Origin of the sequence: Chitinophaga sp. W3I9, from assembly GCF_050434025.1 — a bacterium.
GTDB lineage: Bacteria > Bacteroidota > Bacteroidia > Chitinophagales > Chitinophagaceae > Chitinophaga.
On record NZ_JBNPWC010000001.1, the window covers coordinates 5,271,731 to 5,292,934 of the forward strand.

16 protein-coding genes are annotated in these 21,204 nt (G+C 48.4%); 9 read left to right on the top strand and 7 right to left on the bottom strand.

Features of this window, described 5'->3' with window-relative positions; translation table 11 throughout:
* Positions 1-12 precede the first annotated feature (12 nt).
* From QFZ51_RS21350 to QFZ51_RS21370, 5 genes are all read right to left on the bottom strand, one after another.
* Positions 13-3,480, bottom strand: a complete 3,468-nt coding sequence (locus tag QFZ51_RS21350; RefSeq protein WP_429048690.1) for a SusC/RagA family TonB-linked outer membrane protein — start codon at positions 3,478-3,480, stop codon at positions 13-15.
* Positions 3,481-3,500: 20 nt separating this feature from the next.
* Positions 3,501-4,481 carry a FecR family protein gene (locus QFZ51_RS21355; protein WP_429048692.1) on the bottom strand — a complete coding sequence of 327 codons (981 nt, stop codon included), beginning with the start codon at positions 4,479-4,481 and terminating at the stop codon, positions 3,501-3,503.
* Positions 4,482-4,763: 282 nt separating this feature from the next.
* Positions 4,764-5,360, bottom strand: a complete 597-nt coding sequence (locus QFZ51_RS21360) for an RNA polymerase sigma factor (RefSeq protein WP_429048693.1) — start codon at positions 5,358-5,360, stop codon at positions 4,764-4,766.
* An 87-nt stretch (positions 5,361-5,447) separates the two neighbouring features.
* Positions 5,448-6,392, bottom strand: a complete 945-nt coding sequence (locus tag QFZ51_RS21365; protein WP_429048695.1) for a dihydrodipicolinate synthase family protein — start codon at positions 6,390-6,392, stop codon at positions 5,448-5,450.
* A gap of 19 nt (positions 6,393-6,411) precedes the next feature.
* Entirely contained in the window at positions 6,412-7,941 is a 1,530-nt protein-coding gene (locus QFZ51_RS21370) for a sodium:solute symporter (protein ID WP_429048697.1), read from the bottom strand.
* 138 nt (positions 7,942-8,079) lie between these two features.
* Between QFZ51_RS21370 and QFZ51_RS21375 the strand changes: the two genes are divergently transcribed.
* From QFZ51_RS21375 to QFZ51_RS21410, 8 genes are all read left to right on the top strand, one after another.
* Positions 8,080-8,937 (top strand): AraC family transcriptional regulator, encoded by an 858-nt coding sequence (locus tag QFZ51_RS21375; protein ID WP_370910504.1) that lies wholly within the window; start codon positions 8,080-8,082, stop codon positions 8,935-8,937.
* A gap of 98 nt (positions 8,938-9,035) precedes the next feature.
* Positions 9,036-9,548 (top strand): hypothetical protein, encoded by a 513-nt coding sequence (locus tag QFZ51_RS21380; protein ID WP_429048699.1) that lies wholly within the window; start codon positions 9,036-9,038, stop codon positions 9,546-9,548.
* A gap of 101 nt (positions 9,549-9,649) precedes the next feature.
* A complete protein-coding gene (locus tag QFZ51_RS21385) occupies positions 9,650-10,189 on the top strand; it encodes a sigma-70 family RNA polymerase sigma factor (protein ID WP_429048701.1) in 540 nt (179 codons plus the stop codon).
* A 49-nt stretch (positions 10,190-10,238) separates the two neighbouring features.
* On the top strand, positions 10,239-11,249 hold the full coding sequence (locus tag QFZ51_RS21390) for a FecR family protein (protein WP_429048703.1): 1,011 nt from the start codon (positions 10,239-10,241) through the stop codon (positions 11,247-11,249).
* Positions 11,250-11,335: 86 nt separating this feature from the next.
* Entirely contained in the window at positions 11,336-14,785 is a 3,450-nt protein-coding gene (locus QFZ51_RS21395; RefSeq protein WP_429048705.1) for a SusC/RagA family TonB-linked outer membrane protein, read from the top strand.
* 21 nt (positions 14,786-14,806) lie between these two features.
* Complete coding sequence (locus QFZ51_RS21400) at positions 14,807-16,516, top strand: SusD/RagB family nutrient-binding outer membrane lipoprotein (protein ID WP_429048706.1); 1,710 nt, start codon at positions 14,807-14,809, stop codon at positions 16,514-16,516.
* 44 nt (positions 16,517-16,560) lie between these two features.
* Positions 16,561-17,913, top strand: a complete 1,353-nt coding sequence (locus QFZ51_RS21405) for a PhoPQ-activated pathogenicity-related family protein (RefSeq protein ID WP_370910497.1) — start codon at positions 16,561-16,563, stop codon at positions 17,911-17,913.
* Entirely contained in the window at positions 17,913-18,710 is a 798-nt protein-coding gene (locus QFZ51_RS21410; protein WP_429048707.1) for a glycerophosphodiester phosphodiesterase family protein, read from the top strand. Before QFZ51_RS21405 ends, QFZ51_RS21410 begins: the two co-directional genes overlap by 1 nt.
* Positions 18,711-18,758: 48 nt before the next feature.
* On the opposite strand, the gene QFZ51_RS21415 is transcribed toward QFZ51_RS21410, so the two are convergent.
* Both QFZ51_RS21415 and QFZ51_RS21420 read right to left on the bottom strand, forming a co-directional pair.
* Positions 18,759-19,577 (bottom strand): HAD-IIA family hydrolase, encoded by an 819-nt coding sequence (locus QFZ51_RS21415; protein WP_429048708.1) that lies wholly within the window; start codon positions 19,575-19,577, stop codon positions 18,759-18,761.
* 169 nt (positions 19,578-19,746) lie between these two features.
* The gene (locus tag QFZ51_RS21420) at positions 19,747-20,544 is read right to left on the bottom strand and encodes an alpha/beta fold hydrolase (protein ID WP_429048710.1); all 798 of its coding nucleotides are present in this window, start codon (positions 20,542-20,544) and stop codon (positions 19,747-19,749) included.
* Positions 20,545-20,611: 67 nt separating this feature from the next.
* Between QFZ51_RS21420 and QFZ51_RS21425 the strand changes: the two genes are divergently transcribed.
* Positions 20,612-21,202, top strand: coding sequence for a TetR/AcrR family transcriptional regulator (locus tag QFZ51_RS21425; RefSeq protein WP_370910493.1), 591 nt, complete (start codon positions 20,612-20,614; stop codon positions 21,200-21,202).
* The last annotated feature ends 2 nt before the right edge of the window (positions 21,203-21,204 follow it).

Below are 21,204 nucleotides of genomic sequence, written 5' to 3' on the forward strand. Positions count from 1 at the left end.
ATAATTATTGGTTTAGAAATTGAAACCTACCTTAGCGCCATAAGAACGGGTGTAAGGCAATCCCCAGCTGGCTACTCCCGGGGAGAAACTACCGTCGGAGATCGTCATGGCCGTTTCCGGGTCGTAGCCCTGTTCGGCGGCAGTCCAGGTAAACAGGTTGCGTGCAATCAGTGATACGCTCAGATTTCCCAGTGGCAGCTTACCAAGTGTTTTCTTTGAGAAAGTATAGGTAAGAGAAGCTTCCCTGAGCTTTACATAGCTGGCGTCGAAAGTAGACCGGCCGTTGAAACTCCAGTAGTATTCACCATAATAGTTCTCCGGATCGGTAACATTATCGTTGAGCTTATACTTCCCATTTCCGTCATCTATATAACCGAAAAGGATCATACCGTCTGTACGGTTGTTGCCATCTGCATCTTTCCAGGCGAGGCCACCGCTTTTCGGATCACGGCCGGGAATAGTGGTTTGTGTACGGCCATCGCTCAAGAGGTTCTTTGCCACATAAGAGAAGAAGTTGCCGCCCTGGCGCCAGTCGATCAGTACATTCAGGGTAAATCCCTTGTAGGTAAAGGTGTTGTTAATACCCAACATAAAGTCGGGGTTATAGTTACCTATCTTCACATACTCATTTAACTGCTGGTAACCACCTTCGCTACTCAATAAAGGCTGTCCTTTAAATTCTCCATCCGGTACAGTAGCCCAGGTTTGCGCATACATGTCGCCCATTTCAGCGCCTTCTTCTACCAGGAACCGGATACCTTCGGCACTGCCTAACTGGTAGCTGTTCAAGCCATCTATCAGCTTGAGCACTTTATTACGGTTACGGGTATAGTTTAATTGCAGATCCCAGCGGAACGGCCCTGCTACCGGCGTTGCATTCAACCCGATCTCAATACCTTTGTTCCGGATCTTACCGGCGTTGGTAACCATATTGGAATACCCGGTGGCCATTGTCACTGGTATTTTGATGATCTGGTTACGGTTCACGGTGTTATAATAAGTAAAGTCGATGCCAATTCTTCCTTTCAGGAAACGAACATCCGCACCGAATTCATGCGAGGTAGCAATCAGCGGTTTCAGCCGGTTATTTTTCAGCACGTTGCTGATATTCGCCAATTTCGTTTTGTCCCAGTCCTGCCCAAAGCTGAAGGTATTATACAAATTATAGGGATCGGTATCGCCCCCCACCTGCGCCCAGTTGGCACGGATCTTTGCAAAAGACAACACATCCGATTTAATACCCAGCATATCGGATACAATCAGGCTCAGGGAAGCTGAAGGATAGAAATAGGAATTGTTCCCTGCCGGCAATGTGCTGGACCAGTCGTTACGTGCCGTCAGATCCAGGAATGCGTAGTTACGGAAACTCACCTGTCCCATTCCATACACACTATTGATCCGTTTGGTATACCTGCCAGAACTATTTACCACCGAACCTGCTTTGGCGTTCGCAATATTATACAGGCCGGGTATCACCAGCGCATCTGATTTCTGGCCGGAGCCTTTGGTGATTTGATTCATGCGGTTGGCCCCTGCGGAAACAGATACAAAGAAATCTGAGTTGATATTCTTCTTATAACTTAACAGGAAATCGGTATTCTGTTCCCTGAAAAATTCTGTTTCAAAAGCATAGGCGCCGGTTGGATTTTTCACCGCACTGAAAGGCCGTTTACTTTCGCGGGTTTCAGAGTAAAGATCCATTCCCGTGCGGCCCATGAGCGACAGGTCTTTCGTGATCTGGATATTCAATTCCACGTTACCGGTCATACGGTCGCGGTCAAACCCGTTGATAAATTCATATGCCACCAGGTAAGGGTTATCCGTAGATCCCGGCACATGTGAAAACTGCTGCAATCCTTCCTTTCCGGGCAGCCAGTAGTTGCGCAGCTGCCTGATATCCACGTTGGGCGTGGTGGTATATACGATGTTACTCACGCTTCCCCGGTTAAAAGTAGGCCGGTTGCCGCTGCTGTTTTTCGTATAGCCGATATTGGTACTCACCTTAATGTTGGGATTCAGATTATATCCTGCCGCAAGGTTGAGCGTATTTCTTTTCAGATCAGTATTGGGAATGATACCTTCATTTTTCAGGTTGGTAAACGACAACCGGAAGTTACCATCCTTGTTATTACCGGTGATGGCAATGTTGTTGGTGAAGGTAGATCCGGTGCGGAAGAAATCCTTATGCCGGTCGGGATAAGATACCCAGTCGGTAGGAATCGGCTGTCCGTTCGCATCCAAAGGACTATTCCACTGTACGTGTTTGGTGCCTACATCCAGTCGTGGTCCCCAGGAAGCGTCAGAAATAGTTTCATCAGAACCTTCACGGTCGCCGGAACCAAATTCATTCTGGAATTTCGGGAACAGCCAGGGTTGATCAAACATCGCGCTGGAGTTAACGGAAACGCCTAAACCTTTTGTAGTACCTGAGCCGGATTTGGTAGTGATGAGAATCACACCGTTGATAGCGCGGGAGCCGTATAAAGCGGAAGCGCTGGCGCCTTTCAGCACCGAGATGCTGGCGATATCATCGGGATTGATATCCGAGATGGTGCTGCCATAATCCACTACTACCTGTCCTACGGGCTGTTTCGGATTACGCACCGCCGGTGCAATGGGAATACCATCTACTACATACAACGGCTGATTATAGCCTTCCAGGCTGCTCTGGCCGCGGATGGTAACCAGCGAGGTGCCGCCCGGGTCGGAGCTGGTGCTTCTTACGTTTACACCGGTTACTTTACCGGCTAAAGCGTTGGCAATGTTTACTTCTTTTACGGTGCTCACCTGGTCGCCTTTCAGCGTGGCGATGGAGTAACCGAGTGCTTTCTCCTGGCGTTTAATACCAAGCGCGGTAACTACCACATCATCCAAACTGCGTATGGTAGCCGCCAGCTGTACCTGCAGCATACCGTTGCCAGCCACCGTTTCTTTTGACTGGTAGCCTACAGAACGGAATACCAGAACGGCATTGCTGCCGGCTACTTTGATGGTAAACTGTCCATCTACGTTAGTGGCCGTACCATTAGAGGTGCCTTTTTCATGCACGCTTACACCGGGAAGGGCTACACCGCTTTCATCGGTTACCATACCTTTTACGATTACTTCCTGCATTTTTGTGGCGCCTGCTTCTCCGCCGGCAGGGCGGATCGCATAATCATGATCGCTTAATTTTACCGCCTGCAAACCCAGTGGTGTAAGCACTTTCGTTAACTGTGCTTCCAGGTTGCTGCCGGTAACACGGAGTTGTTTCCCCGCTACAAATTTATCCGCCACTTGTGTGGGCGAATAATTAAAGCTGATGTTAAACCTTGTTTCGAGGTTGGTCAGCATTTGCCGGAGTGGGATGGTTCCTGCTTCCCCCGGAGTATCTCCGCTTCTTACCATTAATTGCTGTGCGCTGGTTTCGGTGTTCAGCAGCAGCAACAACAACAGCATCGCTCTCCAGGGAGCATAAAGCTTCGTAAAGCTCTTTTGCATAACTGTAAATTTTAAAAACCTTATTCAAAAATGATGACTGAATTATCTTGTTTGATTTTCAGCTGATGCACGGTGGCTATCGCTTTCAACAACATCGGGGGATCATCAGCAGGCACAGAGCCGGTGAATAACAGGCTTTCCATTTTCTTATTCCCGAACTGGATCTTATAACCATATATATCTTCCAGCTGCTGCGCAACGCTTATCAGCGGCGTATCCCTGAACAGGAGCCGGCGTTGCTTCCAGGCGGTGAGTTGCACAGGATCTGCCTGCAGCCGGTGATGTTCTCCCGGCGAAAAAGACATCATATCGCCGGGTTTCATATCCAGGCTGTCGTTCACCACAATCTTCCCTTCTTCCAGCAATACCTTCACCTGATCATGACGGTGATATACATTAAAGGCAGTTCCTTTTACTTCAATAGTTACCTGTGGCATCAATACCCGGAATTTAGGATGCAGCCCGGCGGGAGATTTGGATACATTAAAATAGGCCTCACCATTGAGCGTAACTGACCTTACGTTTTCCTTTGTCCATTTGCGGGGATAAGAAACAGATGAATTGGCATTCAGCTGTACAATAGAGCCATCGGGCAGTTGCAGGGTTTTGGTTTCACCAAAGCCGGTCTGAACAAAAATGTTTTCAACGGATGGCTCACTTCCCTGTGCATACCATATGCCGGCAAACAGCAGCACAGCAGCAGCGGTAGCCAGTGCGTAGTACCACGGCCTGCGGACAACTACGTTATTTTTTTTAATAACGGGTTCGTCCAGCAACAGGTCTATCTGCGCTTTCACAGCCTCCATTTCTTCCATGCTTACTTCGTTGGTACGGAACCGTAGTGCCAGCACCAATGCGCGGGCATCCTGCAATACCGCCTCCTTCTCCGGGTGTACCGCTATCCAGCTTTCCCAGAAGGCCGCAGCAGTATCCTCCAGCACCCAGGCACGGAATAAGTCATCCGCAGCAAAATCTGCTGCCTCAAATTCACTATAATTCATAAAAAAACACCTTGTACAATAACTAGAGACGCGGATGCGGAAAATACCCTCACAGAAATGGATCTTTTTTCGCGGATTTTGTCTTTCCCACTGATTACGCTGATTTTAATGATTAATTTGATTTTATTTTTTTGGATTCTTTGATTTAATAGCAAAGGGAAATATAAGCGGCTATATACGCTTATATCTCCCTTTCTCCTTTATAAAATCATAAAAATCCAAAAAGTAAAATCCCCAAAATCAGTATAATCAGCGTAATCAGCGGGAAAGACAAAATCCGCGTTACCGCAGCATCAGTGCGGCTTCATCCTGTGCGAGCAGCTCTTTTAGTTCGGCGATGGCCCGGTAGATGAGGGTGCGGGCATACTTTACTTCTTTCAATACCATGATATCGGCGATTTCCTCGTAGGAAAGGCCCTCGTAGAAGCGCAGGTATACGGCTTCCTTTTGGCGGAGGGTAAGGGCGTTTAGTTTTTGTTGCAGTAGCCGGGTGGTGTTTTCACTGTGCTGCCGGTTGATGAGGATACTTTCCGGGGAAAGTTCCAGGGCGAAAGTGGAGGCGGCGCCTTCGTCGAGACTTGCGGGGCCGTGGGCCGACTTGTCGAGGTACCTGAACAGCTTTCTCCTGGCGGATACCATCAGGTAGCTTTTCAGGCTGACAGGAAGCGAAAGGCCGGCCCTTTGCGCAAATAACTGCGAGAAGAAGTCCTGCAACATGTCCTTTACCAGCGCCCTGTCTGTTGTAAACCGGATACAGTACCGGAACAGCAACGGAAAGTAGCGCCGGTATATTTCTCCGAAGGCGTCCCGGTCTCCGCTACAGAGCCGGACCCACAGGAGCTGTTCATTTTGCTGAGGATTGTATGGGCTGCTTGACATCTATTGTGTGAATTAGCATAAGGATCTTTCTCTAAACTACACATTGGCCGGTTGCCGTCATAACTTCCTGTCAGAAATAACATCGATTTAATGTGAGGGCAAAGGCGCCGACACCACTTCCCGGATCTGTAAACGCTCGCACCAGCCTTTAAAATCACGGTAAATCTGCTGCAAGGTTTCCTTCTGTTCCGGCGTCAGCTCCAGCGCATGCGCGCGGCTGATAGTACGCACCGGAATGCCCCTTAACTGCAGAAAATATTTTGCGCTCAGCGGGTAAGCTATGTGGATCAGCGGGTCTACTCTTTGTAACTCCGATTGTATCCAATGCACATCTTCCTGCCGGCTTTCATCATTTACATGATTACACAGCCATACCAATATTTCAGGATAAAAATTTCCGGAGATAGACGACATGCCTGCTGCGCCCATTTGCATAGAGGCTACCGCATTAGGCGTATGGGCGTCGTAGAACTCCAGCCGGCTTCCCGCTGTCACGGCCAGTTTGGCGCGCACGTTTTCCACCTTGCAGGAAGTATCCTTGTGATAAATGAGGCGGTTGGTAGCCAGTAAGGTTTGCAGGATCTCCGGCGTAATCACCCGTTTATAAGGCGCCGGGCATTCGTATAATCCTAAGGGTATATTGCCGGTAAGAGAAAACAGTTCTTCGAATCTTTGCAGCAGTACGGAATCCGGTTCGTCTACGTTCGCGAAGTGCCCGGTGATCATAATCACGGAATCCACACCGGTGTCATAGATCTTTTGTGTAAACAACGCCTTGTCTTTGATCGTAAGACCAAAGGACCCGGTAGCCACTACCGGCACGCGGCCATTTACATACTGCACTACGTGACGGGTGAGCTCCAGTCGCTCATCCTCGCTGATGCTGTACATTTCGGACGACAGGCAATTGGCGAAAAAACCTTTTACGCCGGCGTCCAGATAAAAATCTACCAGGTGCTCCACCATGTCATGGTCAATCTGTGCTTTCAGATTAAAAGGGGTGATCATCACCGGTACAAATTTCTTTTGCATAACAAACGGGTTTAAATAATCAGGAAGTTTTAAAGCGTTGCAGCCGCGATAGCAGCATACCCGCCAGGAATATTGATAACGTTCCCACCACGATGATCATATGCGCATGCAATGGGCTGCGCAGGCTGACTAACCCGGCGGGGAGATACTTTGATAACGACATCCACAGGATGACTACAATACCAATGATGGTAGCGGTAACGGCCGTGGCATTTTTTGTTTTGGAGATAATGCCCAGCAAAAACAATCCCAGCATGCCTCCCGCAAATATGCCAGACAACTCCCACCACATGTCCAGGATACTCTTCACTCCAATCATCGAAATACCAAAACCAATAGCCAGCAAACCCGATAAGGTAGTGGCGATATACAACACCCGCATCTCCTTTGCAGGCGTGATTTTTGGATCAACATACCGCTGATAAATATCTTTCAGAAAAACAGTAGCAGTACTGTTCATACCACTGCTGACGGTACTCATCGCCGCAGAAAGGATGGCTGCTACGATCAATCCCATGAGCCCTTTCGGCACTTTGGCGACCATAAACCAGGGCAATACCTTATCGCCGTAATCGGCTGGCTGCAGCGATGCAACCGGCACCTGCCTTTCTGCCGCCACCTGCTGTTTCAGCGCCAGCAGCAGTTCCGGGTGCTGTTGCGCATACGCATACAAGGCAGTGCCAATAAAAAAGAACACCATGCTCACCGGTACGTACCAATACACACAAAGCCATATACTGCGCGACGCTTCTTTTTCTGAACGGGCAGTATGGTAGCGCTGCACATAGTTCTGGTCCATACCAAAGTTATTCAGGTTAATAAAAAATCCATACAGGAACACCACCCAGAAAGTAGAAGTGCTGAAATCCCGCAGGGAAAAACTACCCAGTGAAAATTTTCCATCTGCCATTCCTATCTTCCAGATATCCTTCACCCCATCGTTCATACCTGTAATCACCAGCCAGAGGATCACTACGGCGCCGGCAGTTTTCACAATACCCTGCAGCACTTCTGTCCATATCACCGCTTCCATACCACCCAACACCGTATATATAATGATGCATACTCCCGTAACGGTCATGATAGTACGCATTTCCAATCCCGTAAGTGCCTGCAGTGCCAGCGCCACACCAAAAAAGATGGAGCCCATCCGCGCCAGCTGCATCAGGATAAAACAAACCATCGCATAGGTTCTTGCCCATGGGCCAAACCGGTGTTCCAGGTGTGTGTATGCGCTCACTTCCCCGCTGCGGCGGTAAAATGGCACAAAATATTTTGCCGCAATAAAAGCAGCCAGCGGCATAGATAAACTGAACACAAAAGCATTCCAGTTACTGCCAAATGATTTTCCCGGCACGCCGAGAAAAGTATTACTGCTTAAAAACGTGGCATATAAAGAAAGCCCCAAAGCCCAGCCCGGTATAGTTCCGGACGCCGTGGTAAATTGTGCCGCATTCCTGTTTTTCCGTGAAAACCATACCCCCACTCCAATCATACATAGCAGGTAAATGGCGATTACAGCCAGATCAATTATTGGCAGTTGGTGCATAATGAATCTCCGATTGGTCGATAAAACCAGTTCAATACGTGGATAAAAAAAATTACAGTCGTTACACGAAGATTACTAATTTTTATGGATCAAACAATGTTGAATGTTATGAAAAGAATAGCTTAAATTACTATTGAGATGAACAACCTGGCCGCCAACACACCGACCACCTGGAACTTACCGGACCACCTGAAACGCAAGCTGGAAAAGCATCCGCTTGGCAGAAACCTTTTTATTACCACTATTGGCCTCTATCCTGAAAATGCTGCCCTGGAAATCAGTGAACCAAAGGGCGCACCGGTGTATACCTTATTATATGTAACACATGGAAAAGGATGGCTGGAAACCGGGAAAAAGAAAGTGACTATCAAACCTAATCAATACCTGCTGTTCCCGAAAGGCGCCGCCTTCCGCTCCGGTCCTGCTGAAGGGGAGCCATGGCGGATCTATGCCGTGCAATTTTCCGGCAAGCTGGCAGACGACATATACAGCTACCTGGGCACCGGCCTGAAACCTCATACCATACCGCCCCTCGTAGGACGCAATGCACAGTTCGATGATATCCTCCATCATCTCGACCTCATGAATAATATAGAGAACCTGCTGTACGCCAATTTCCGGTTCTATAGTTTCCTTGGCACCTTCCGGCTCACGGTTTTCAACTATATGAAGAAGGGCGCAGATAATATTATTGAGCAATGTATCCAGCTTATGAAACAAAAGCTGGACCAGCACCTCACCCTGGCCGACCTCTCCAGGGAAACCTGTATTTCCGCTTCATATCTGTCGGCCCTCTTCAAAGAAAAAACACGCTACTCTCCCATCCAGCTGTTCACCTCCCTGCGGATGCAGAAGGCCAGCCAGCTGCTGAAAGATACCCGTTTGACCGTAAAAGAAATTGCACAGGAAATGGGCTACCCGGATCAATACACGTTTTCCAGGTCGTTTAAACTGATCATGGGGGTATCGCCCAAAAAATTCAGGGATAAGGGCTGAATGATATTAACCAATTGTTAAGCAGTGAGGGATATGGCGTTTCAAAACGAATATATAGAAGGAACGAAAATCCTTCCATCATTTAATACCAAACACTCATGCGCTTTTTTATCCCCCGTTATCTGTTTCTTGTACTGCCTGTATACTGCCTGTTTACAGGCGCGTGTAAAAAAGACAAGCCTGCAACACCCCAAAAATCGCCTAAGTATGAACTGGTGACGGGTACCTGGAAACAACAGGACATCGTGCTGGCAGTAGCCGTTAAATTGAATAAACAGAACATTCCCGCTGGCACCAGCATCATTGCATTGGCGCCCCTGCTCGGACCCGGCGGCGCCCTGTTCACCTGCACCGTGAATAACACCTACCAGTTTAACGGCGACGGCTCCTTTGCCATTAATGGCTGTACCACGCTGATCCTGCCTGTTGCCGGCAACAGCGGCACCTGGGACCTGGACGTACATGATTCGGTGTTAAAACTCATTTCTGCCAAAGGAGAAAACGATCCGCACTGGATTGAAAATATCAGCAGTACCAACCTGGATCTTTCCCTCACGGTAACGATCCCCGGTGTGGCGACTATACCCTTAATATTAAAATTAAAGAAATAAACGAACCGCGGAGATATCGCATGCTATTGTTGAAAATAACAATAATATAATCGGTAATTCCTTGTATCTTGTTTAGACTGATCAGATATTTGCTGGCAATTATGGAAAGTATTGTACAGGATATTATCAATGGGAATATCGGAAGTTTTAAGATGGTATACCAACAGTACCACACAAAACTTTACTTCTACGTTCTGAAATGTACACACTCCGTTTACATAGCGGAAGAAACTGTGCAACTTACTTTCATACTCCTCTGGGAAAAGCGGGAGCGATTGTCTACCAGCTTCAATATCTCCACACAGATTTTTCGTATAGGCAAAAGCGTAATGACCGACCTCCTGCGCAAACAACAGGTGCGTGACCGCCATACGCAAACATTGGTAAGGGATAACACCAACTGGCATGTGGAAACAGATATCTCCGTAAAAGAAGAACTGAAGCGCGTGTATAACAGTATAGAACAACTATCCCCCATCCGGAAAAATGTTTTTAAACTCAGCCGCTTTGAAGGTCTCCCGCATAAAGAAATTGCCAGGCAGTTATCCATCTCCCCTAAAACAGTTGAAAACCATATTGTACGGGCGATCCGCCAGTTAAAAAATTCCCTGCTGCTACTGCTTCTATTGCTGATCTGTTAACTAAATGTGACGCAGTGAGGGATTTACCGTTTTCAAACGAATACATACTATGAAGCATTCAGTAACACTTATTGAAAAGTTTCTCCGGGATGAATGCAATGAAGCCGAGAAGCAATGGGTAAAAGAATACATTGCACAGCATCCGGAGGCTTTACAACCTTACTTAACGGAAGAAAGCTGGCATTCCTTCCAGCCAGGAGAGCTATTGCCGGAGGCGGTTTCCGGTAAAATGATGACAGTGATCGAAGGGCATACTTTTCAGAAGAAGCAGGTAAACAGGCGCTGGTATGCAGCGGCAGCAGCCGTTGTGCTGATTATTTCCGGCGGACTGCTATGGACGATATTACGCCCGTTGCCCATCAATAAAACAATGGCGGTAAAACCCGTGCAAACAAATACCGCCCCTGCAGCAACATTACGTACCGTAATGAACAATACCGGTAAAACAATGCCGCTGCAGCTGAGCGACGGCAGCATCATTGAACTGGCCCCGGAAAGCGAAGTGAAATACCAGGAGCCGTTCACCGGCAACCGCAGGGATGTTTATTTAAAAGGACAGGCCCTGTTCCGTGTAACCGGTAACAAAGAGCAGCCATTCACCGTATATGCAGGCCAGCTTGGCACCACCGCATTGGGTACGGTATTCAAAATAACAGCGTGGGACCGGAAAGCGATCACACAGGTACAACTGATCAGCGGCAAGGTAGTAGTGAAACCGGATCATGCAGCAGGCGTTTACCTGCGTCCTGGCCAGGCACTGCGCTACGACCGCCAGAAAATGCTGGTAACGGTGAATGACGTTATCAAAAAAGATAAAACACCTTCACGCATAAACGAAATTATTACTTTCAACAATGAACCGCTGACCGGCGTTTTCAGGCAGATGTCTGAAAAATACCACGTCAGCATCCAATATACAGCCAGCAGCCTTACAGGCATGAATTTCACCGGAACATTCGACAGTAGCAAAGAAACACTAAAAGAATTCCTGACAACTATTGGTACGTTAAATAATCTTACTATTAATCAGAAAGATGATGTTATCTACATAGTACAATAATCCCGGAAACTAATTTCCCATACTTACAACACAGGCAACCTCTATGAGGCTGCACGGACTTCCTTTTGCCTAAAACGAACAATATTATGTGTGTAAAAATCAAACAATCACGCCTCACCACCATCATCTGGCTGTTGCTGTTGCTCTGGCAACTGATGGCCGGAAACGCACTGGCGCAAAACCCGCGCCCTGCCGCTATCGGCCTGATCAAAAATGAAAGCAATGAAAGCCTGCCCGGTGTAATGGTGAAAATGGAGAACGCAGACCATAAAGTATTAGCCACCACCGTCACCAATGAGAAAGGCATCTTTACATTTGCTAAACTGCCTGCTGGCGGCCCCTATCATTTCGTATTATCACAAATGGGTTATACCACCGATACGCTGCGCGGATATATGATTAACGATTCCAGCAAATTATCTTTATCGGTGGTCCTGAAAAAAAAAGTAGAAGAGTTAAGCCAGGTACTGGTAACGGCACTGGGCATTAAAAGAGAAAAGAAAGCACTGGGGTATTCTGTGGAAGAACTGGGCGGCAGGGAATTTAGCCGCGTAACACAGGAAAACCTGCTCAACTCCATGTCGGGGAAAGTGGCCGGCGTTACCATCAACTCCACCGGTACCACCGGGTCGTCTGTAAGCATGATCATACGCGGCGCTACTTCTCTCAGCAGTGATAACCAGCCGCTGTTTGTAGTAGACGGCGTACCCGTAGCCAACACGGTGAACAACATCAGCCAGATCGGTAAAGATAACATGGTGGATTATGGCAATGCCATTTCCGATATCAACCCCGATAATATTGAAAGCGTTACCATCCTGAAAGGCCCCAGCGCCGCCGCATTGTATGGCTCCCGCGCGGCCAATGGCGTAGTGCTCATCACTACCAAAACAGGCAGAAAAGTTAATAAGGTAACCGTTGATGCATATGTAAACTCCGTATTCGATATTCCCTATAAATACCTGAACTGGCAAACGAAATTCGGCTCCGGTCAATTGGCAGGCATTCCTTTTTCCCGCAGCGGCAACCTGCTTACCAATCCCTTCGGCACCATCATCCAGGAAAATGTAGATGGCACCTTCGGCGCCGAACTGGATATGGGTTATGAAGAAGTGCAGTGGAACAGCCCCCTCGATGCAAACGGCAAAAAAATTCCCATGCCGCTGGTATCGCACAAAGACAACGTGAAGAATTTCGTCAACACCGGCATCACTACCATTGCCGGCGCTTCTGTTGCCAACAACAACGATAAGATCTCCTATCGCATTTCCTATGCAAACATGTCGAACAAAGGGATTATCCCTAATACCGATCTCTATAAAAATACGCTGAGCCTGAACTCCGGCCTGCAGGTGAACTCAAAGCTGAGCTTAAGTACCAACATTGATTTCAGCCGCAACAATTCCAACAACCGCGCGGCCGGCGACCGTGGCGCCAACCCGCTGCAGGCCGTATACAGCGTTTCCCCGCACATTGATATACGCGACCTGGCAGACTACTGGATGCCCGGACAGGAAGGATTACAACAACGCACCCAATATAACGGCGTGTTCAATAATCCTTACTTCCTCGCGTATGAAGTAAAGAACGGATTTGTGAGGGACCGGTTGTTTGGTAATATCCGGGCCGACTGGAAAATACTACCGTCCCTTACTTTTATGGCGCGGTATGCACTGGATACCTACGGTGAAAAAAGAGAAACCAAAATTTCCAACAGCTACCTGAATAATCCCGGTGGCGCCTATGGCATCATCAACCTCGATAACTACGAGCGGAACATGGATGTATTGCTTACCTATAAAAAAGCCATTCATCATTTCGATGTTTCCGTTTCTGCCGGTGGTAATATGCGCTACCAGACAGGCAGCAACGTTACCACCTCTACGAAAGACGGTACCGGTCTTAATACGCCGGGGGTATATACCATCCAGAATATTTCTCCTGCCAACCTCAACTTCTACAGCAGCACCTTTGAAAAAGGCGTGAACAGTCTTTATGGTATGCTGAACATAGGATACAAAGGAATGGCGTACGTGGATGTGACCGGCCGTACCGATTGGTCCAGCACTCTCCCCGATGCCGCTTCCTACTTTTATCCGTCGGCCTCACTGAGTGTGCTGCTGAATGAAATGGCGCACATCACCTCCGCCAATATCAATATGATCAAATTAAGAGGCGGCGCAGCGCAGGTAGGTAACGACGCTTCTCCTTACCAGCTGGTAGCTACTTTGGGCAGTGTAGGCGCCTGGGGGAATATTCCGCAGCTCACCACGTTCGGCACCCTGCTGAATCCTTTCCTGAAGCCGGAAATCGCCACGTCGTATGAAGGCGGTGTTGATATCAACCTGTTTCAGAACCGCCTGCATTTTTCAGGCACCTATTATATCGTTGAAAACAAAAACCAGATCTTCAGTCCTAAAACACCTCCTTCTTCGGGCTACTCTTCCCGTAGTATTAACGCGGGTTTGCTCAGGAGCAGGGGCATTGAATTAACGCTCGGCGGCACACCGGTACAAACCAGGAACTGGAGATGGGACGTAGACTTTAACTTCACCCGCAACAGAACCCGCATCATTTCCCTGCCGGATGATATGCCTTACTATACTCTTTGGGAAGAAGGAAAAGGCGGCGCCTGGACCTATGTGGGAGAAGATATCGGCGACATCTACGATGCGCAGCTGGTAACAGTTACAGACAAATCGTCCCCATACTACGGCTACCCTATATTAGATAACACCGGTAAATGGCAAAGTATAGATGCCATCAATACAAAAAATAAGATCGGCAATTTTAACCCGGATTTTATCATGGGTTTTCAGACGTCCATCTCCTATAAAAGTTTTACACTGAACATGACGTTCGACTGGCGGAATGGCGGTGACTTTGTATCGCAAACTTACCGTTACGGAGAAGAACATGGTAACTCCCAGTTGTTCCTCGACAAGCTCACGGACCCCGGCACGATGAAAGGCCAGGAACTGCGCGATTACCTGGTGAGCCACCAGGATCAGCTGGTAATCCCCACCGGCAATAACTTCCCGCTGGTAGGCGGTCCTACGCCGGAATACAATAGTTTTCCTTTTACGTATGGTCCGTATGTGCTGCCTTATGGCGGCGTATTTATTCCGGGCGTAAGGGCAAAAGGATACGACAGCAACGGTAACCCTACCGGCTACCTGGAAAACCTTGGTAACGATGGCACCCTCACGCTTCCTTATGCCGGCAGTACCGCCTGGTCGTTTACAAGGGCGTTTTTATTCCCTGCGTCTTACCTGAAGCTGAGAGAAGTGTCGCTGACTTATGCGCTGCCGCAGCGACTGATCAGTACCGCGAAATTGCAACGCGCCAGCTTCTCTGTATACAGCCGGAATATTATCCTGTGGACTGCCGCCAAAATCGGCATTGATCCTGAAAATGCCTATCAGCCTTCTACCGCTGTACAGGGCTCGGGCATGCAGTTCAAGCAAGGTATTGAAAGATACAATGTTACTCCCTGGGCTATCCCGGTGGGCGCAAAACTGAACGTCACCTTTTAAGTGTTCCTTTAATTCTGATATATGAAAACAGTGCGTAAATCTATTATACTCAGCATCGGGTTCCTTTGTTTATCTGTTACATCCTGTAAAAAGGACCTGATCAGCATGAACGAAAATCCCAACGGCGCCAATCCGGCTACCATTAATCCCAACCTGGTGTTGTCTACCGTGCTCACCACCACAGGGTTTCAGCTGGTATTCCTGGGCTACCAGGATATGGCCGGGGTGATGCAGCACACGCAAAAAGATGGCTGGACTACCACCCACAACGAATACGACTGGTCCGGGTCCAACAGCTGGACAGGATACTACGATATGCTGCGGAACAACCAGCTGGTGTATAACCGCGGCGTGGAACTGAACAGTGAACTGCACCAGGGCGTTGCACTGGTGATGAAGTCGCTGCTCTTCGGCCTGATCACGGACCTATGGGGCGATGCGCCTTACACCTATGCCCTGCAGGGAGAAAAGGGCACACCCGAAACCACGCTCCCGGTATTCGATCCGCAGCAAACTATTTACACCGGGATACTCGCTGATCTTGAAAAAGCAAACACCCTGCTTTCAAAGCCTAAAAGCGCCTATTCCAACCCTATTGATGCCGTGGATGTGTATTACCAGGGCGACCCGGCGAAATGGCGTAAAATGGCCAATTCCCTCGCATTACGGTATTATATGCGGCTGTCTGAGAAGCTGCCGGCCATCGCAAAAGCCGGTATTGAAAAAATGGTAGCCGATCCCGCGCAATATCCTCTTATCCTCAGCATTGATGGCGCAGAAGATGCGACCATGTCGTTCCCCGGCAACAGCAATGCGGATTCCTGGCCTATGAATGTAGCCTACGACACCGACAGCAGCAACTACCGCAGGCTGAAGATGTGCAGCACATTTGTGAATGCCCTGCAATCCAGGCACGACCCCAGGTTGGGCGTATGGGCCAATAAAGTGCAGTGTTTTTTATTGGTAGATGATACCAAACCAGCCGGCACCGGCAACGTTTATAAAGCCACCGACACCGTGATAGCAGGAGAACCGCGGAAGGTAAGATACATTTCACCCGACGTGCTGGCCTCCAAAGGACTTACTGCGAATGATATTAACCAGGACGAAAATTACGTGGGGCTTCCCCCGGCCATTTCCGGCCCGGCAGTATATAACCTTAGTCCTGATGCCAGCCAGGCATCCAGGAACCCGCATGTTTCCTGGCTCAACGACATATACAAACAACCGAAAGGACCACTGTTAAAGGCAAGGATTATCTCTGCATCAGAAGTTCATTTTATTCTGGCAGAAGCTGCTGCCATAAAAGGATGGGCGGCCGGTGACGCGGAAGCGCATTACAACGCCGGCGTTCAGGCATCGCTCAATGTTTGGGGAGTAGCCGGCAGCACTGCCGCTTATCTCGCGCAGCCTTCCGTAAAATTCAATCATACGCAGGAACAGATCATCATACAGAAATGGATCGCCAGCTGGACCGCCGCCACCGAAGCCTGGGCGGATTATAAAAGAACAGGCTACCCGGTATTGCAGGCCGGCCCTTATGCAAAAGGCCCCGTAGTGCCGGTACGACTGTACTATATGCTGGAAGAACGCAACCTGAATAAAGCAAATATGGAAGCAGCTGCCGGCCGGCTGGAAGTAACCACTTACTCGTCCTTTGGCGCCAATGGCACCAAAAACAGTCCGTGGTCGAAACCCTGGATCATCCAGGGTACCGGAAAACCCTGGTAATTTCTTATATTTCATCAACCCATAAAAAACAATTCTATCTGGATATGAAGCAACTCTTTTTAAATGCCGCCACTGCATTTGTACTCCTGTTAAGCCAGGCGAATACTTTTGCACAACAAACCGTAACACCTGCCAACGCGCTGAAAAGCTACCTGGACAACGGAGATACTTCGTTCAAATGGGAACTGAAGGATTCTTTCAACGTTACTAACGGCAAAGGCTATAACGTACTCCTTACTTCGCAGAAATGGCGGGAATACACCTGGACGCACCAGCTCACTATTTTTGTGCCCGACGAAATTAAATACGACGGTGCATTGCTGTTTATCACCGGCGGCTCCGTAAAAGATGGCTTACCTAACTGGAACGGCCCTACGGATGAACTGTACCAGCAAATGGGAAAAGTAGCCGCCGTAAATCACGCGGTAACAGCCGTATTACGGCAAACTCCCAATCAGCCGCTCTTCGGTAAACTAACAGAAGATGCGCTGATCTCATATACCCTTCACCAGTTTAAAAAAGATGGCGACTACAACTGGCCACTGCTGTTCCCGATGGTAAAAAGCGCGGTAAGGGCCATGGATGTAATCCAGGAATTTGCAGATAAACAACTGAACCGCAAAGTGAATGGCTTTGTAGTATCCGGGGCGTCCAAACGCGGCTGGACTACCTGGCTTACCGGCGCCAACGACAAACGTGTGGTAGCTATTGCACCAATGGTGATTGATGTGCTGAATATGCCGGTGAGCCTGGATTACCAGATCAAAACCTGGAAAGAATATAGTGTGCAGATAGAAGACTACGTGAAACTGGGCATCCCCCAAACGGCGCATACCACCGAAGGCATGGCCATCAACACCATGATTGACCCCTACTCCTACCGCAGCAGCCTGTCTATTCCCAAAATGATATTCATGGGTACCAATGATGAATACTGGGTAGTAGATAATATCAAAAATTACATAGACAGTATCCCCGGTAAAAATCTTATTAACTATGTACCAAATGCCGGTCATAACCTGGGTGATAAACAGCAGGCCTTCCAGGGACTCAGCGCCTTCTTCGGAATGACGCTGAGCAAACAGCCGTACCCCGATTGCAGCTGGACTACCCGCACGCACAGCGGTAAAGTACAGCTTACCGCCAAGGCTACCTCCGACCGTTTACTGGATGTAATCCTGTGGTCGGCCAACTCTTCAGACCTGGATTTCCGCAACGACAAATGGGAATCCAAGAGCCTGGGGATGGCGCATCAGTCGAAAGTAAAAGTAACCACCACCCTGCCGCCAAATGGCTACCGCGCCTTTTACGTAGACCTGAAATACCAGAATGCCACCGGCGGTACCTACACCGTTAGTACACGTGTATTCGTTACCGATACTAAAGCCATTCTTTGATGAAATCAATGATATTACTGGCAGCTGCCTGCTGCCTCGCCATTAACTCCTTTGGTCAAACGCTGCCGGCTACACGAAATAAATTTGTGGTGGTAGCGCATCGTGGCAACCATGTGAGCGTGCCGGAAAATACCGTGGCAGCCATCGAAGAAACGATCCGCTGCGGGGCCGACTACGCCGAGCTGGATCTCCGCACCACCAAAGACGGGCAGTTGATCCTCCTGCACAACGCTACCGTGGATAAAATGACGAATGGCACCGGCAATGTAACGGACCTTACGCTGGCGGAGATCCAAAAACTGCAGGTACGCAGTGCCGATGGAAAAGTATACCGGGTGCCTACTTTCGCAGAAGCATTACAGGCATGTAAGGGCAAGCTGAACATCTACCTCGACTTTAAAGCCGCCGATGTTCCCGAAACCTGGAGACAACTGCAAGCCGCCGGCATGGAAAAACAGGTGGTAGTATATCTCAATGAAAAAAAACAATACAAAGCGTGGAGGGAAACTGCGCCGGAAGTACCGCTGATGGCCAGTTTACCTGAAGAAATAAAAACACCGGAACAGCTGGAAGCCTTCCTGAAAAAAATTCGTATAGCCGTACTGGATAATATCACCGACCCTGCGATGCTGGCGGTTACCGGCAAATACAACACCGCGGTGTGGCTGGATGTACAGTCGCCCGATGAAGGCCCTGCCAGCTGGCAGGCAGCTATGGGCAAAGGAATACAGGGCGTGCAAACGGATCATCCGGAAGCGCTGATCACCTGGCTGAAGCAGTATCATGCTGCAGAATAAGAAGGATATAAAAAAGCAGGGGCGCCATTCAAGCGCCCCTGTAATTATTTAGTACTCCGCTTCCGCGAACGCCGGTTCTCCCATTACTTTCATAAACAACTCTTCATTCAGCAAATCATTTACGGATTTAATAATAAAATCAGGCGAATAACCAAAATTCACGAGGTCGTCTTCATGTGTTACGCCTGATAAGGTAAGTACGGTAGTAAAGCCCATAGAGCCCGCACCCAGGATATCTGTTCCCATAGTATCACCTATCATCACCGTTTCATCTGTAGTGAGCTGCAATGCTTTGCGCGCCATGCGCATCATCACGGGGCTGGGTTTCCCCACACTAAAGGCTTTGATGCCGCTGGCAAATTCCAGCATAGCTACCAGTGCGCCGCAACCTGCGCGGTATTTACCATCGCCCATGGGGCAGTTAGGATCAAGATTAGTGGCGATTAATTTGGCGCCTTTCATGATCATGTTGATCGCTTTATCAACGGATTCCAGCATGATCGTTCTGCCTTCTCCTATAATCACATAATCAGGCTGATCATCTACAATAGAATAACCGGCATTGTAAAGTTCCGTCAGTAACCCGCCTTCACCGATTACATACGCAGTACCGTTTTCCTTTTTGGAAGCCAGGTATCTTGCGGTAGCCATGGCACAGGTAAAAATATCTGTGTCATTTACCTTAAAGCCCATCTTATTCAGCTTGTAACATACATCCCTGCTGGTTCTTTGGCTATTGTTGGTGAGGAACAGGAAAGGAAGGCCTTTATCTCTGAGACCGTTAATAAATTCTACTGCACCGGGAATAGGTTCGCTGCCTTTGTAGATTACGCCATCCATGTCGATTAAAAATCCCTTTTTTTTCATAGCAATCAGATGTTAATGAACTGGTTTGTGATTCAATAAATTTCATGGAATGAATAAAGGCGGGAAACGGTATAACCGCAGCGAAGCATCCGTAGAGTTGGATAGCTTCCACCTAAAGATAATAAAATAAATTAAAAACTTTTTTCTTTTTGTGAGAAGAACAACGGATCTATTGAATACCCTGTAAAAATAATTCCAGGTGATGATTGAAAATCTCTGGTTGTTCCATATTGGGCATATGCGAAGCGTCCTTTATTACAACGAGTTGCGCATTTTTGATACGCGCCTGCATTCCTTTCGCCACCTCCACGGGAGTAAACCCATCTTCTTCTCCCACTACAATTAATACCGGGCAATGGATATCTGGCAACATCACGGTATGGTCCCTTCGCTCTGCCCTGCCCCGCTGCACCAGGGAGGCGCCCAACGGGTTTGTGTTCACCATCATATCGCGCAAATGTGCTACCACAGCCGGCTTTCCTGCCATCGTTGCTTTACCGAGGAATTGATGCAGGTGCTGATCTGTATAAAACTGCATTCCTTTCGCCAACAGATCCTGTGATAACCGCAACCGCGCCTGGTAACTTTGCGCACTCTCGGCCTTTGCATCTGTATCTGCCAGCACCAGGGCATGGCACAAATGCGGCGCTAACCGGTACAATTCAAAAAGCACCTGTCCACCCATCGACAGCCCTACAAACGTGGCCTTCCTTATTTGCAGCGCCTCCAGCAAATGAATGATATCCAGCGCCAGTTCATCCAGCAACGTCATCCCGGAAGGCATATCACTCTCCCCATATCCCCTGAGATCAGGCATAATCAGGCGATAGCCGGTTTTGAATACGCCGATCTGCTGATCCCACATGCTGCGGTTAAATGGCTGCCCGTGGATAAACACGATCGTTTCCCCACTGCCGTAATCATCGTATGCTATATTGATTCCCCTTACCTTTAGGTGCTGCTTCATAATTAATGAGACTTTAGTCTCACGAAAGTAGTACCTTTATATCTAAAATCAAATTTTAAAACCACGCATGGGCAAATTATCATTGGACGGAGGCAGGATTGCGCAGAAATTGAAAACACGGGAGGCCCTGATAGCAGTGGCCAACACCCTCCTGTTACAAGGGAAAGACATCAGCGTGGAACTGGTAGCCAAAGAAGCCGGTATCTCCAAAGCTACGGCCTACCGCTATTTCACCGGAACAGAAGTATTAAGAAGAGAAGCCTCCCTACAGTTGAAAGCCCAAACAAGCGACGACCTCTTTGCCAACATCCCTGAAAAAGATCTGGAAGCGCGGGTGAATAAACTGATCGATTACCACTTCGAACTCTTTACAAAAAATGAAACAGAATTCAGGTTATTCCTCAGCTCTGTGATATCAGAATCCATTCATCCCAAAAGTGGTTATTCCAGGGCCGGCCGGCGTATTGTACTGATAGAAGAAGCGCTCAAACCATTGCGGAAAACAATGGATTCCACAGCCTTCAGGCACATGGTAAATGCGTTGAGTATATTTTTCGGGATAGAATCTGTTACGATCCTGAAAGACCTGTGTAAACTGGATAATGAAGCGATATTGGAAACCTGGCGTTGGTCGGTGCACCGGATTGTTTTTGGATGAGA